We start from the raw sequence: 14,367 nt of genomic DNA on the forward strand, positions 1-14,367 counted from the left end.
GGGACCGCCGGTAGCTAAGATACATGAGTAAGTCTCACCTAGAGCGCCGAGCACCCTTCACCCGACCCGACCTTGGGAGCGTCGATGCGAACACTGATCCTATGGGCCGACGATGCGTCGCCCAACCTCGGCGTGCGCGCGCTCGGGGCCGGCACCGCCGCACTGCTGCGGCGCGTCGACCCCGGGGCGGAGATCGTCTTCCAGAACTACGGGATGCGCGCTCCGCAGCTCCCGATCGGCCGCCTCCGCTCGCTCGTCAAGGAGCGTGTCACCGGCAGCAAGGGCATGCAGCGCTGGCTCGCCGGCTTCGACCTGATCGTCGACACCCGCTCCGGCGACAGCTTCGCCGACATCTACGGCACGCGCCGGCTGATGGTCATGTCGGCCGTCTCCGAGTTCGCGGCGCAGGCCGGCGTGCCCGTCGTCCTCGGTCCGCAGACCATCGGCCCGTTCGACACCGCCACCGGACGCGCCGTCGCCCGCCGCAGCCTCCGCCGTGCCGACCTCGTGATGGCCCGCGACAACCAGAGCGCGAAGGCCGCGAAAGCCCTCGGCCGGCCGGTCGACGTGCTCACGACCGACGTCGTGTTCGCCCTGCCCCGGCCCGAGGTCGAGAAGACCCGGGATGTGGTGCTCAACGTCTCCGGACTGCTCTGGTACCCGAACCCGCACGTCGACCACGCCGACTACCGCCGAACGGTGCACCGCCTGCTCGACGGGCTCGCCGCCGACGGCCGCGAGGTCACCCTGCTCGCCCACGTGCTCGAGTCGGACAACCCCGACTCCGACATCCACGCCATCTCCGAGCTGACCGCCGAACGGCGGGACGCCCTGGAGGTCGTCACCCCGCACGACCTCGAAGACGTGCGGCGCACGGTCGCGTCGGCGAACGTCGTGCTCGGCTCGCGGATGCACGCCTGCCTCAACGCGCTCTCGACCGGCACCCCGGCGGTGCCGCTGGCGTACTCCCGCAAGTTCGGCCCGCTGCTCGGGGACCTCGGCTGGACGCGGTCGGTCGACCTCCGCACCGCTGCCGACGCCGCGGGGGACGCGCTCGCGCAGGTCTCCGACGGCGGCCTTGCCGGCGAGGCCGCCCTGCTGCTCGGCGTGACGGAGAGCCGCCTCGCCCGGGCGACCACCGCGCTCGCGACCAGCGTGGAGCGCGTCGCCGCATGACCACCGACGCCCGGCCGATGCCGACCACCGCGATCCCGGAAGGGACCGCGGCTCTCCGGGCGGCCGTCGCGCGGGTCGTCGCCTCGGGCAACTGCAGCGGCTGCGGCGCCTGCGCCCTGCTCGACCCGGGACTCCGGATGCGGCTGGACGACGAGGGCAACCTGCGCCCGACGCCGGTCGACGACACCGAGGCGCCGGCCGCGGCCGCCCCGGTGGCCGCCGTCGCCGCCGTCGCGCCCGTTGCGCCCGACGCGGTCAAGCGCTTCGAGGACGCCTGCCCCGGCGTCACGGTCCGCGCCGTGCATCCCGCGACAGGTCGCCGGCACCCGACGATGGGCCCGTACCTCCGGGTGTGGATGGCATGGGCCACCGACACCGAGGTGCGGTACCGCGGAAGCAGCGGAGGGGCGCTCACAGCGCTCGCCGCCTGGATGCTCGAGACCGGGCAGGCCAGCAGGATGGTGGGCGCGAAGGCCGACGAGATCGAGCCGCGGCGGACCGTGAGCGTCAGCATCCTGTCGCGCGAGCAGGCCGTCGCCGCGGCGGGCTCCCGGTACGCGCCGACGGCGAGCGCCGCCCTGCCGGAGGCTCTGCTGCCCGGGACCGTGATGGTCGGGAAGCCGTGCGAGGTCAGCGCCGTCCGTGCGCTCACCACCGGGCACTCGGCGCGGCCGGGCGACGACGACCCCGTACTGCTGTCGTTCTTCTGCGCCGGGACGCCGAGCCAGCACGCCACCGACCGGCTCGCCGCCGAGCTCGGCTCTCCGGCCGGGACGCCCGTGAGCGACCTCTGGTACCGCGGACGCGGCTGGCCGGGACGCTTCACCGTCGAGCGCCCGGACGACACCTCGAGCGACGCGAGCTACGACGAGTCGTGGGGCTCGGCGCTCGGCCCCGCCGCGCAGTGGCGCTGCAAGATCTGCGCCGACGGCGTCGGGGAGAGCGCCGACATCACCGCGGCCGACTTCTGGCGCTCCGACGAGCGCGGTTACCCGGTCTTCGCGGACGGCGCGGGCCGCAGTGCACTCATCGCCCGCACCGAGCGCGGGTACGACATCATCGTGCGCGCCGTCGAGGCCGGCGTGATCTCGGTCAGCCCGATCGAGATGGAGGACCTCGCGGCGGTGCAGCCGTTGCAGACCACCCGCCGCGCGACGCTCGCCGGACGCCTTGCCGGCGCGACCCTCGCCGGGATGCGCGTGCCGCGCTACCGCGGCTTCGGCCTCCTCGCGCTCGCCCTCCCGCGGTTCCGCGAGGTGGTGCGGGTGGCGCGCGGCACCTTCCGCCGGGCGCGGGCGCGCCGAGCCGCTCTCGCCGGGAAACGATCATGACCATCCGGACGCCGCGCTCCCCGGCCCACCGCGGCGAGCGCCCCAGAGAGCGTTCCCGGCACGACGAAGAGACCGCCGGCCCCCCGCACGGCGACACGAACGGGCTCGGCGCCCGCGCCGCCCGGGGAGCGGCCGTCACGCTCGGCGCGCAGGGCGGCAAGGTCCTCGTCCAGGTCGCGTCGGTCGTCGTGCTCGCCCGGCTGCTCAGCCCGCACGACTACGGCCTGATCGCGATGGTGGTCGCCATCATCGGCGTCGGGGAGCTGTTCCGCGACTTCGGGCTGTCGTCGGCATCGATCCAGGCGGCGACGGTCACCCGCGGGCAGCGCACCAACCTGTTCTGGGTCAACGCCGCGATCGGCGCGGTGCTCACCGCGGCCGTGTTCTCCGGAGCCGGGCTCATCGCGCTCGGCTTCGGCCAGCCCGACCTCGTGCCCATCGCCCACGCTCTCGCCTTCACCTTCCTGATCAACGGGCTCGGGACGCAGTACCGCGCAGACCTCGTGCGCCGGATGCGCTTCAGCGCTGTCGCCGCGGCCGACGTCGTCGCGCCGGCGCTCGCGCTGGCGGTCGCGATCGTCACGGCCCTGCTCGGCTGGGGCTACTGGGCCCTCGTCGCCCAGCAGCTGACCCAGGCGATCGCCCTGCTGATCGTGCTCGTGGTCGCCGCCGGCTGGCTCCCGGGACTCCCGCGCCGCGACGCGCCGATCGGAGCCTTCATCGCCTTCGGCTGGAACATGCTCGCCTCCCAGCTGGTCAGCTACGTCAGCAACAACATCGACAACGTCCTGGTGGGGGTCAAGTTCGGCGCAGCCTCCCTCGGTGTCTACAGCCGGGCGTTCCAGCTGCTGATGACGCCGCTGAACCAGGTGCGCATCCCGCTCACCACGGTCGCGCTGCCGGTGTTCTCGCGGCTGCAGAACGAGAAGGAGCGGTTCGGCGAGTGGCTGTGCCGCGGCCAGCTCGCCCTCGGCTACACGATCGTGGCCGGGCTCGCGCTCGTCGCCGGCGCCTCCGAGCCTCTGACGGCGCTCCTGCTCGGACCGCAGTGGCACGAGGCCGCGCCCATCCTGCGGTTCTTCGCCATCGCCGGCATCTTCCAGATCCTGGCCTTCGTCGGCTACTGGGCGTACGTCTCGCGCGGGCTGACGCGGGCGCTGCTGCACTACTCGCTGGTGAGCGCCGCCATCAAGATCCTCTGCATCGGCGTCGGATCGTTCTGGGGCGTGATCGGCATCGCCCTCGCCTACGCGGTCGCCCCCGCGATCTCCTGGCCGATCTCCCTCGCCTGGCTGGCGTGGAAGACCGAGGTGCCGACCGCGCGCCTCTACGCCGGGGCCGGACGCGTGCTCGCCTGCGCCGCCGTCGCGGCGGCCGCAGCGTGGGGCGCATGCACGACGGCCGCCGCCCTGGGCTCTGTGGCCCAGGTGGCGGCGGCCGTCGTGGCGCTCGCGCTGGTCTACGGGGCGGCTGTGCTGCTCATCCCCGCGATCCGGCGGGATCTGGCGGGAGTGCTGGCCGCCGCGCGGCTGGTGCGCTCCCGCTGATCGCCCGCGTGCGTCAGTTCCACGCTCCGATCTGCAGCGAGCCGGCGGGCTTGCCGATCAGCTGGGCGGTGGCGGAGGGCAGCGGCTGGGCGAGGGCCGAGACCAGGCCACCCACGAGCGGGAGCTGCTCGAACGCCCCGGAGAGCACGTTCTGCCCGTCGAAGGATCGCCCGGTGCGGTCCTGACCCGTCGCCGACTGGAAGTCGGAGAGCGAGGTGAAGACCGCGGGGTTGCCCGCGCCGCGCGACCACACGACCAGCCAGTTCGGGGCGCCCGCGGAGGTCCGCTGGTAGACGTTGCCCGAGAGCGTGATGCCCATCTGCTCGGCGGAGTGCCAGTGGCTGTAGTCCTCGACCGCCACCACCGCGTTGCCGGTGGAGTTGGCGAGCACGTTGTTCACGACGGTGATGTTGCCGGTGATCCACGTGACCGTCGGGTCCGGGAGCGACTGGCGCGGGTCGTGGCCCGCCGTGGAGAGGTTGCTCGCCCGGCGGTCGCCCTGCGTGATGTTGAGGTCGCGCGAGTTGCCGGTGATCGTGTTGTTGCGGATGTCGGCGCCGTTGGTGTCGCTCACCAGGATGCCGGCGATGCCGTTCTGCGCGATCACGTTGTTGGCGATCGCGAACTTCGCCGAGATCTCCGCCACGAGCCCGTTGCCCGAGTTGCCGACGATGTCGCTGTTCGCGACCGAGACGTTGTAGACCGACTCGTCGAACCACAGCGCGTTGCCGTCGTTGTTCAGGAAGTTGCTGCCGGCGACGGTGATGCCGCGGGCCCGGGCCACCTTGAACCCGCCGGCGACGGGGGCGCGGTTGAAGTGCTCGGCGTTGTTGTGGTCGGCCAGCATCCCGGTCACCTTCAGGCGGTCGGAGTACGTGGCCTGCGCGCCGAGCATGCCGTTGCGGGCGACCGTCACGTTGGTGATGGTGCCGTCGGTGCCGCCCCAGGCGAGACCGGTGGTGGCGTTGTCCGTCACCGCGACGTTCTCGACCGTCGCGCCGTTCGCGTACACCTGCACCGCACCCATGTCGGGCACGGACGGCGAGTAGCGGCGGATGCCGATGCCCTTGAGCGCGCTGCCGTCACCGAGCACGACGAACGCCTTCACGGTGTCGCTCGCACGCAGGTCGTGGCCGGACGGGTCGGAGCCGAGCACCAGCTGGTGCGCGCCCTCGTCGACGAAGAAGGTGCCTGCCGTCACGGCGGACCGCGACGAGACCTGCTTCAGCGCCACGCCGTCCAGGAACAGCTGGTCGGGGTGTGCCGCCATCGGGTACGACGGGTTGACGAACTGCCAGCCCGCGGCCGTGCCGTCGGGGGCGCCGCGCGTGTAGGTCGGGCTGTCGTCGAAGACGACGTTCCAGTTGCCCGCGACCCAGGCGGAGCCGGAGCGCGACCAGTTCGAGACCGTGCGGCTGCCGTCGAACCAGACGGCCTCCTTCGGATACGACTGGATGGTGACCTTCTTGCCGCGCGGGATCGTCACGGTCTCGTGGTAGGTGCCGCCGCGGACGACGACGGTCGAGCCGGACGGGACCGCGTCGACCGCGTGCTGCACGGTCTTCCACGGAGCGGCCTGGGTGGAGCGGCTCACGCCGTCGTCACCGGTCGTCGCGACGAAGTAGGCCCCGGACGGGACCGCGTAGGAGGTGCTGCCGATCGGCGCAGCGCCGGTCGCCGTGCGAGCGGACGACTGGTCGATGCTCGTGTCGGCGCCCGTCGACGGGGCCGGGTCGGGCGTGGTCACCGGCGGCTGCGGAGCGGTCGTCGGCGGCGCGGGGGTGGTCGTCTGCGTCGGCGTCGGGGTCGGCGTCGGCGTCTGGGTGGGCGTCGTGACCGGGATAGGCGGCGGCGCCGGGGTGGAGGCGTCCTGCGGCTTCAGCGCACTGGCGCTCAGGTCGTCGAAGCGCACCTTCGCCACGGTGGAGCCGCTGGAGACATAGCTCCACAGTCCGACCGAGCCGGCATGGCTGAGGCGGTCGGTCGACGAGTCGGACGCGGTGACCTGCCAATCAGGCGTGGCCGCAGACGCGGTCCAGGCGCGGGCGCTCAGGGCGACCGTGCCGGTGCCCGTCGCGCGCAGCTCGAGGCGGACCGGCGAGCCGGCGGGGACCTTCGAGAGGACGACCTTCTCGGCAGCGACCGTCGTCTGCCGCGCGGTCGATCCGTTCACGCGGATGATCGAGAGCAGTCCGCGCTTCTGGGCGTCGACCCGGAAGGTGGCCTGGTAGTAGGCGCCGGCGGTCGAGCGCACCTGGACGCCTGAGTAGACGCCGTTGCCCTTGGCGGGCAGCGCGTCGAGCACCACGGAGGCGGCGGCGTCGACGTCCGACGCCGTGGCCGAGGGGAGGGTGGCGCTGAGGGAGGCGCCCGGCCGCGGGACGGCCTGGGTTCCGGAGGCGGAACCGACGGAGAACGCTGCCGCGCTGCTGACGCTGTACGCGCCGCCGAGAGTGGCGGCGCCCCAGCCGTTCGCCTGGCTGCGGTCGAAACTGTCCGCGGCGATCTGCCGCGAGACGACATAGTTGGGGGCGGCGGACGCGCCGGCGGCGGTGACGCCGACGGCTGCTGCGGCCACTGCGGCGGTGGCCGCGAGGGCGATTCCTGCGCGCAGGCGTGCTTGCTTCACGCCTGCCGTCCGATTGGTCTCGATACGGTGGGAGGGGTGTCGGGACATAGAGAAGTGCTATCCAAACGTCGGGTAGAACATACGGGGGCCGGCAGGTGAGACCAGTTCCTGCCGCAGGTTGAAGGAGACCCTAGCAAACGCCGGGGGGCGTCGGCCAGTCAAAATCAACCAAGCTAACAGCGGACGACCGTAGCACGCTATAGCGAGAATTACCCCCATTCGGGTGTCGGGGGTGACGCCGGGGGTGTCGGCGGCGCCGATTCGGAGGGGACAGCCGGGCGCGTCGGACACAATGGTGGGATGGCCTCCACCGACCCGTTCCGGATCCTCGCGATCTGCACCGGGAACATCTGCCGCTCCCCCGCGATGGAGGCCATGCTCGCCGCGGAACTCGCCGACGACCGTGCCTACGAGGTGGAGTCCGCGGGGACCGAGGCGATGACCGGCTGGCCGGCGGAACCCACGATGGCCCGCCTCCTGCACGCCGCCGGGATCGAGCTGGGCCGGCACCGCGCGCGCCAGGTCGACCCCGACCTGACCCGCCGCAACGACCTCATCCTGACGGCGTCGTTCGCCCACCGCGAGTGGATCTCTGCGACCACGCCGGCCGCTGCGCGCCGGACCTTCACCCTCGCCGAGTTCGCCGAGATCGCCGGGGACGCCCCGGCGGAGCTGTCGCGGCGCGAGCTCGTGGCCTGGGCGGCGGAGCACCGTCCGCCCCGGCCGATCGGAAGGGCGCGTTCCACCCGGCGCGGGGGCGCTCCGGGCGACATCATCGACCCGTACGGCCGCGCCGACGCCGTCTTCGCGCAGTCGATCGCCCAGATCGAGCCTCTGACGAAGGCGGTGGCAGCGGCCCTGCGCACTCGGAGCTGACGTCGCCGATTCCCCTGGTGACAAATCCTCACTAATCCACCAGAATAGGTGAGGATATCTCAACCAGAGGGGGAAGCCCGTGACCCGACGCGTCGGCTACGCCGCAGGGGCGTTCGATCTGTTCCACATCGGACACCTGAACATCCTCAAGCACGCCAAGAGCCAGTGCGACCACCTGATCGCCGGCGTCGTCTCCGACGAGATGCTGGAGCTCACCAAGGGCATCACCCCGGTGATCCCCCTGGCGGAGCGGCTCGAGATCGTCCGCAGCATCGAGTACGTCGACGAGGCCGTCCCCGAGACGCTGCCCGACAAGCTCGACACCTGGCGCGAGCTGCGGTTCGACGTGTTCTTCAAGGGCGACGACTGGCGCGGCACCGAGAAGGGCCTCCGGCTGGAACGCGAGTTCGCGGCGGTCGGAGTCGAGGTCGTGTACTTCCCGTACACCATGACGACCTCCTCCACACAGCTGCGCAAGGCCCTCGCCGCCCTCGCCGGCTGACGCGGGCCCGACGCCGCCGTCAGACCTCGGCGAACCGGTCGGTCGCCTCGATCAGCGCATCCAGGATCCCCGGCTCGTCGAACGCGTGCCCGGCATCCGGGATCATGCGCAACTCTGCCTCCGGCAGGGCTCGGTGCAGCGCCCACGCCGTCATCGGCGGGGTGCAGGTGTCGTAGCGGCCCTGCACGATCACGGTCGGGATGCCCGCCAACTTCGGGGCGTCCCGGATCAGCTGTCCGTCCTCGAACCAGCCGCCGTTGACGAAGAAGTGGTTCTCGATGCGCGCGAAGGCGACGGCGTGGGCCGGTTCGGTGAACGCCTCAACCAGCTCCGGCCGCGGAAGCAGGGTGATGGTGGACGACTCCCAGCGCGACCACGCCACCGCGGCGGGCAGATGCACGGCCGGGTCAGGGTCGGCCAGCAGACGCGAGTAGGCCCGGATCAGGTGCCCGCGCTCCTCCGCCGGCACCGGCTCCAGGAACCCCTCCCACAGGTCGGGGAACAGGGCCGAAGCGCCGCCCTCGTAGAACCAGTCCAGCTCCTCCGCCCGCAGGGTGAAGATTCCGCGCAGCACCAACTCGGTCACGCGGTCGGGATGCGTCTGCGCATACGCAAGGGCCAGCGTGCTCCCCCACGAACCGCCGAACACCTGCCACCGCTCGACGCCGAGGTGCTCGCGCAGCCGCTCGATGTCGTCGACCAGGTGCCAGGTCGTGTTGACCGAGAGGTCGGCCTCCGGCTCGCTGGCGTGCGGGAGGCTGCGGCCGCACATCCGCTGATCGAACAGCACGATCCGGTACCGCTCCGGATCGAACAGCCGGCGGTGCGCCGGCGATGTGCCGCCGCCCGGCCCGCCGTGCAGGAAGACGACCGGCTTGCCGTCGGGGTTGCCGCTCACCTCCCAGTAGAGCTGCTGGCCGTCTCCGACGTCCAGCATGCCGCTCTCGTGGGGCTCGATCTCGGGGTAGAGGCTGCGCATCCCCCGAGGGTACCGGGGACGGGTGGCGTCATCGTCCGCCTCGCCGCCGCGTCTCTGAGAGATGTCACCCACCCGCCCAGCAGGAGCAGCATGCTCGGCTTGCATATCGATTTTCGATGGGCTATCGTTTATCGATATGAACGTCGTCTCCACCGCCGATCGAGCCGCCCTCACGGTCTTCGCCGTGCTGCTCTGGGCCGCGGCCGCCGCGGCCTCGGTCATCGTCATCCTCACCACGATCGCCTGGTTCGGAGCCGCCGCGCCGAGCTTCTCGCTCGCCGCGGACGCGCTCGCCCCCGGCCTCCCGGGCACCGCGACCTTCACTGCGGCGGAGATCACCTTCGCCCTCAGCACCGGCGCACGCGTGCTGTTCGCGGGCGCGACGATCACGGGTTTGGCCTGGGCGGCCGCAGCGGCCGCCGGCGGATACCTCTTCTGGGCGGCCGCGCGCGGCGCTCGGTTCCGCCCCGCGCTCACGGTCTTCGCGCGGGTCGCCGGCATCGCGCTCGCCCTCGGCGCCGTGCTGAAGTTCGGCCTGTCCTTCGCGGCGACGGCCGCCGCCTTCCAGGAGCTCGGCACTCCCGACACGTTCGCCCCCGGTGCCGCCTTCGACCTGGGCCAGCTCCTTCTCGGCCTCACGATCGCCGCCCTCGCCTACCTCTTCCAGCGCGGCCGCCGGCTGGAGCAGGATGTCGAAGGCCTCGTCTGATGGCTCCGGCAGAGAGCAGCCTGGCCGTCGACGTCCACTGCCGCCTGGACGAGCTCCTTCACGAGCGCGGCATGACCCTCGTCCACCTCGCCGAAGAGGTGGGTGTGACGGTCGTGAACCTCTCCGTTCTGAAGAACGGCCGGGCGAAGGCGATCCGCTTCTCGACCCTGAAGGCGATCTGCGACGTACTGGGCTGCGATGTCGGCGACCTGCTCACCGTCAGGAGCTGACCCGCGCCGCGCGACCGCATCGCCTCGCGCCGAACAGCGCTACAGCCGCGCGGCGGGCACCGAGAACGTGTCGCAGGCGGCGGCGCCCTGCCGGTAGCCGGTCGTGAACCAGCGCTGGCGCTGGTCGGACGAGCCGTGCGTCCAGCCCTCCGGGTTCACCCGGCCGGTCGAGGCCTGCTGGATGCGGTCGTCGCCGACCGACGCCGCGGCGCTCAGCGCGTCCGCGATCTGGGCGTCCGTGATCGGCTCGAGGAACGGCCGCCCCTTGCCGTCGGTCGTCGTGGACGCCGCGCCTGCCCAGCTGCCCGCGAAGCAGTCGGCCTGCAGCTCGGTCCGGACGCTGTCCGACGCCGGACCGGTCTCACGGCTCTGGTGCTGCTCCATGATCCCGGCGAGGTTCTGGATGTGGTGGCCCCACTCGTGCGCGACGACGTACATCTCCGCCAGCGGGCCGCCGCTCGAACCGAAGCGCGACCGCAGCTCGTCGTAGAACCCGGTGTCGATGTACAGCGTCCGGTCGGGCGGGCAGTAGAACGGGCCGACCGCGCTCGTCGCTCCGCCGCATCCCGTGCTGGTCTGATCGGTGAAGAGGATGAACTGCGGCGACGCGTAGGAGCCGCCCAACTGCGGCAGCTCGTCGGACCAGTAGGTGTCGAGGGAGGCGGCGGCGCCCTGCATGCGGCAGTCGATGCTCGCGTTCGCCTCGGCGCCGGTGGTGCAGCTGACGGCCTGGTCGCCCGTGCCGATCTGCTGGGCGCCTCCGCTGCCGTCGCCGCCGCCGACGAGACCCGACAGGTCGACGCCGAACAGCTGGGCGATGAGGAAGACCGCGACGGCCCCGAGCCCGACGCCCCCCGCGGCGATCCCGGTCGTGCGTCCGCGGCGGCTGACCTTGCCGCGGCTGATGTCGGCATTCGGATCGAACGTCATGCCGCACACCGTACGCCCGGCGAGCGGCCTGCCCGGAGGGTTGCGCTCGGTCTAGGCTCGCCTCGTGAGCGCATCCACCGCACCCGTGACCGTCACCGTGACCGGCGCAGGAGGGCAGATCGGCTACGCGCTGCTGTTCCGGATCGCGTCGGGGCAGCTGCTCGGGCGCGACGTGCCCGTGCGGCTCCGGCTGCTCGAGATCCCCGCGGGCCTGCGGGCGGCGGAGGGCACCGCGCTCGAGCTGGAGGACGGCGCCTACCCGTTGCTGCACGGCGTGGACGTCACCGACGACGCCCGGACCGCCTTCGACGGGGTCAACGTCGCGCTGCTGGTCGGCGCCCGCCCGCGGGGACCCGGGATGGAGCGCGCCGACCTGCTGGAGGCCAACGCCGCCATCTTCGGGCCGCAGGGCGAGGCGATCAACGCGGGCGCCGCCTCCGACGTCCGCGTGCTGGTCGTCGGCAACCCGGCCAACACGAACGCGCTCATCGCCGGCGCGCACGCGCGCGATGTGCCGGCCGAGCGGTTCACCGCGATGACGCGGCTCGACCACAACCGGGCCGTCGCCCAGCTGGCGCGGCACCTGAACGTTCCGGTGCGGTCCGTCGACGGCGTGATCGTCTGGGGCAACCACTCGGCGACGCAGTACCCGGACCTGTCGCACGCGACCGTCGACGGTCGCCCGGCGACAGAGCTGGTCGACGAGGGCTGGCTGGTGCAGGAGTACATCCCGCGGGTCGCCAAGCGCGGCGCGGAGATCATCGACGTGCGCGGCTCGTCGTCTGCGGCCTCGGCAGCGAGCGCGGCGATCGACCACGTGCACGACTGGGTGAACGGGACGGGCGAGCGCTGGACCAGCGCAGGCGTCGTCTCCGACGGCTCCTACGGCGTGCCGGAGGGACTGATCTCGTCGTTCCCGGTGCGCTCGGTCGACGGCGCCTGGCGGATCGTGCCCGGCCTGTCGGTCGACGACTTCTCACGCGCCCGCATCGACGCCTCCGTCGCGGAGCTCGTGGCCGAGCTCGACGCCGTCCGCGCCCTCGGCCTCCTCTAATCCTCCCCCGACGCCATCAGCTCCTGAGTTCTTCGAGCGAATCGCCGCGGATCGGTCGAAGAACTCAGGAGCTGATGGCTTGGGGCTGAGGGTCAGCGGGACTTGCGCGACTTCTCTGGGGTCGGCAGCGTGCCGGCGGCGCGGCGCTCGGCGTAGTAGTCGCGCGCCTCGGCCTGGCGCTCGGCCTCCGCGCCGGAGGCGATCTTGGCGCGGATGAGGTCCGGGCCGTAGCCGAAGACGTCCACCAGGTCGACGGCGTGCGGGCGGATGCGCGTCAGCAGGCGGTCGATGTACGCGCTCACGGCCTGTGCGCGCTGCGGCGACAGCCGGCCGTTCATCAGGTACCAGGCAAGGTGCTTCTCGATCAGGCCGAACCCGAACAGGTCGCGCAGCCAGGTGAGCACCTGCTTGGTGCCCGCATCCGGAGCCTGCTCCAGCGCATCCGTGAACGCCTCCCACTGCAGCAGCTCGCCGTGGGCGCGGGCCGCCTCGATGAGGTCGTTCTGCTGCGAGTTGAACAGGTCGGCGGCCGCCTTCTTGCCCAGCTTGGATGCGGGCCGCAGCTTGCCGGCCGCCGTCGCGATCATCGTCTCGACCCGGTCGGTGAGCAGTTCGCGCTGGGTCGCCGGCTCCTGCAGCCAGTTGACCGAGCGGGCGGTCGACCCGAAGTCGCGCACCGTCTGCGCCACACTGCGGAGGCCCGTCCCGTGGTACGCCTTGCCCGCAGCCTGGGTGACGACGTAGCGGGCGAGCGCGCCGGCGTCCGCCTTGGCGAACTTGCGGCTGTAGTCGGTCAGCAGGCGCTTCGCCACCAGCTGCAGCAGGACGTTGTTGTCGCCCTCGAAGGTGACCCAGATGTCCAGGTCCTGACGCAGCGACGTGATGCGGTTCTCGGTGAGGAAGCCCGCACCGCCGCACGCCTCGCGCGCCTCCTGCAGGGTGTCGAGGGCGTGCCAGGTGCTGAGCGGCTTGAGCGCCGCCGCGATCGTCTCCAGGTCCTGGCGGTCGGCGTCGGTGTCGGCCTTGCCGCTGAACACGTCGTCGAACTTCCGGAGGAAGACCTCGTGCGCGAAGCCGGCCGCGTAGGTGGTCGCGAGCCGCGGGAGCAGGCGGCGCTGGTGCCGCTGGTAGTCGAGGATGACCTCCTCGTCCGTCGGGCTCCCCGCCGTGAACTGGCGGCGCTGGTCGGCGTAGGTGATGGCGATGGCCAGGCCGATCTTGGAGGCGATGACCGCGGAGCCGTCGAGCGAGACGCGGCCCTGGACGAGGGTGCCGAGCATCGTGAAGAACCGGCGGCCGGGGCTCTCGATGGGCGAGGTGTAGGTGCCGTCCTCGGCCACATCCCCGTAGCGGTTCAGCAGGTCGGTGCGCGGCACCCGGACACCGGTGAAGTGCAGACGGCCGTTGTCGATGCCGTTCAGGCCGCCCTTCTGGCCGTCGTCCTCTCCGCCGATGCCGGGCAGGAAGTCGCCGTTCGCATCCCGGATCGGGACGTAGAACGCGTGCACGCCGTGGTTGACGTCCTTCGTGATCAGCTGGGCGAAGACGACCGCCGCCTTGGCGTCCACCGCCGCGTTGCCGAGGTAGTCCTTCCACGCGCCGCGGAACGGGGTGTCGATGACGAACTCCTGCGTCTCCGGGTCGTAGGTCGCCGTCGTGCCGACGCTCGCGACGTCGGAGCCGTGTCCCGTCTCCGTCATCGCGAACGCGCCGGGGACCTCCAGCGACATGATCGCCGGAAGGTACTTCTTGTGGTGGTACTCGGTGCCGAGGTGCAGCACGGCGGAGCCGAACAGTCCCCACTGCACGCCCGACTTGATCTGAACCGAAGGGTCGGCCGCGACCAGCTCCTCGAAGGCGGCGATGTTGCCGCCGTTGTCCTCGCCGCCGCCGAGCGACTTCGGGAACGCCCGGTGCACCTGCCCGTGCTCGACGAGCAGCTTCAACTGCCCGAATACGCGCTTGCGGTGGTCGGCGACCGAGAGCCCCTCCTGCTTCTGCATCTCCGGACGCGCCGACAGCTCACGCGAGGCGAGGCGGGCCTCCGCCCACTCGCCGAGGAGCTGACGGCCGAGCGCCTCGACGTCGATGCGCGGGGACGCACCGGCGGGGTCGGGCTCGGGGACGGACGGTGCCGCAGGTGCGGCGGGGGTCGCGCTGGGGACGCGTTCGGCAGTGTCGACCATGACCTCTCCTAACGGAAATCGCGGATGCCGCCACGCTACGACGCGTCGCGTCGGGGCGAAAACCGTCGGTGCGCCGCCTACAAATCGCCCCGCCCCCGCATCGCCCCCAACTTGTGGAAACCATCCAAAAAAGCAAAACCCCCACCGTCGAGTCCGCACAGACTGCACGCGCGTTCGGCGCGTCGTGTGCAGTCTCTGCGGACTCGACGGTGGGGGGC

General features: G+C 72.0%; 12 protein-coding genes. 8 read left to right on the top strand and 4 right to left on the bottom strand.

What is annotated here, in order from left to right:
• Positions 1–84 precede the first annotated feature (84 nt).
• From HNO83_RS13320 to HNO83_RS13330, 3 genes are read left to right on the top strand one after another with little or no spacing between them, the layout of a single operon-like run.
• Positions 85–1,176, top strand: a complete 1,092-nt coding sequence (locus HNO83_RS13320; RefSeq protein WP_175337997.1) for a polysaccharide pyruvyl transferase family protein — start codon at positions 85–87, stop codon at positions 1,174–1,176.
• Complete coding sequence (locus HNO83_RS13325; protein WP_217499025.1) at positions 1,173–2,507, top strand: Coenzyme F420 hydrogenase/dehydrogenase, beta subunit C-terminal domain; 1,335 nt, start codon at positions 1,173–1,175, stop codon at positions 2,505–2,507. The genes HNO83_RS13320 and HNO83_RS13325 overlap by 4 nt, the downstream gene beginning before the upstream one ends.
• A complete protein-coding gene (locus HNO83_RS13330) occupies positions 2,504–4,054 on the top strand; it encodes a lipopolysaccharide biosynthesis protein (RefSeq protein ID WP_175337998.1) in 1,551 nt (516 codons plus the stop codon). The genes HNO83_RS13325 and HNO83_RS13330 overlap by 4 nt, the downstream gene beginning before the upstream one ends.
• 13 nt (positions 4,055–4,067) lie before the next feature.
• On the opposite strand, the gene HNO83_RS13335 is transcribed toward HNO83_RS13330, so the two are convergent.
• Entirely contained in the window at positions 4,068–6,683 is a 2,616-nt protein-coding gene (locus HNO83_RS13335; protein WP_349627194.1) for a right-handed parallel beta-helix repeat-containing protein, read from the bottom strand.
• Between the two features lie 300 nt (positions 6,684–6,983).
• Here HNO83_RS13335 and HNO83_RS13340 point away from each other — a divergent pair, with 300 nt between their 5' ends.
• On the top strand, positions 6,984–7,559 hold the full coding sequence (locus tag HNO83_RS13340) for an arsenate reductase/protein-tyrosine-phosphatase family protein (RefSeq protein WP_175338000.1): 576 nt from the start codon (positions 6,984–6,986) through the stop codon (positions 7,557–7,559).
• Between the two features lie 79 nt (positions 7,560–7,638).
• Positions 7,639–8,061, top strand: coding sequence for an FAD synthase family protein (locus HNO83_RS13345; protein ID WP_175338001.1), 423 nt, complete (start codon positions 7,639–7,641; stop codon positions 8,059–8,061).
• Positions 8,062–8,080: 19 nt separating this feature from the next.
• On the opposite strand, the gene pip is transcribed toward HNO83_RS13345, so the two are convergent.
• Positions 8,081–9,040 carry a prolyl aminopeptidase gene (gene pip / locus HNO83_RS13350; protein ID WP_175338002.1) on the bottom strand — a complete coding sequence of 320 codons (960 nt, stop codon included), beginning with the start codon at positions 9,038–9,040 and terminating at the stop codon, positions 8,081–8,083.
• A 136-nt stretch (positions 9,041–9,176) separates the two neighbouring features.
• On the opposite strand from pip, the gene HNO83_RS13355 reads away from it, so the two are divergent.
• Both HNO83_RS13355 and HNO83_RS13360 read left to right on the top strand, forming a co-directional pair.
• Positions 9,177–9,749, top strand: a complete 573-nt coding sequence (locus HNO83_RS13355; RefSeq protein ID WP_175338003.1) for a hypothetical protein — start codon at positions 9,177–9,179, stop codon at positions 9,747–9,749.
• Positions 9,749–9,979 carry a helix-turn-helix domain-containing protein gene (locus HNO83_RS13360; protein ID WP_175338004.1) on the top strand — a complete coding sequence of 77 codons (231 nt, stop codon included), beginning with the start codon at positions 9,749–9,751 and terminating at the stop codon, positions 9,977–9,979. The genes HNO83_RS13355 and HNO83_RS13360 overlap by 1 nt, the downstream gene beginning before the upstream one ends.
• 39 nt (positions 9,980–10,018) lie before the next feature.
• Here the strand turns inward: HNO83_RS13360 and ypfJ are convergent, their stop codons facing one another.
• Positions 10,019–10,909 (bottom strand): KPN_02809 family neutral zinc metallopeptidase, encoded by an 891-nt coding sequence (ypfJ, locus tag HNO83_RS13365; protein ID WP_175338005.1) that lies wholly within the window; start codon positions 10,907–10,909, stop codon positions 10,019–10,021.
• A 64-nt stretch (positions 10,910–10,973) separates the two neighbouring features.
• Here ypfJ and HNO83_RS13370 point away from each other — a divergent pair, with 64 nt between their 5' ends.
• Positions 10,974–11,963 (top strand): malate dehydrogenase, encoded by a 990-nt coding sequence (locus HNO83_RS13370; RefSeq protein ID WP_175338006.1) that lies wholly within the window; start codon positions 10,974–10,976, stop codon positions 11,961–11,963.
• 92 nt (positions 11,964–12,055) lie between these two features.
• Here the strand turns inward: HNO83_RS13370 and HNO83_RS13375 are convergent, their stop codons facing one another.
• Positions 12,056–14,149 (bottom strand): acyl-CoA dehydrogenase family protein, encoded by a 2,094-nt coding sequence (locus HNO83_RS13375; protein ID WP_175338007.1) that lies wholly within the window; start codon positions 14,147–14,149, stop codon positions 12,056–12,058.
• Positions 14,150–14,367: the final 218 nt, after the last annotated feature.

This window comes from Leifsonia sp. C5G2 (assembly GCF_013359685.1).
Classification (GTDB): Bacteria; Actinomycetota; Actinomycetes; order Actinomycetales; family Microbacteriaceae; genus Leifsonia.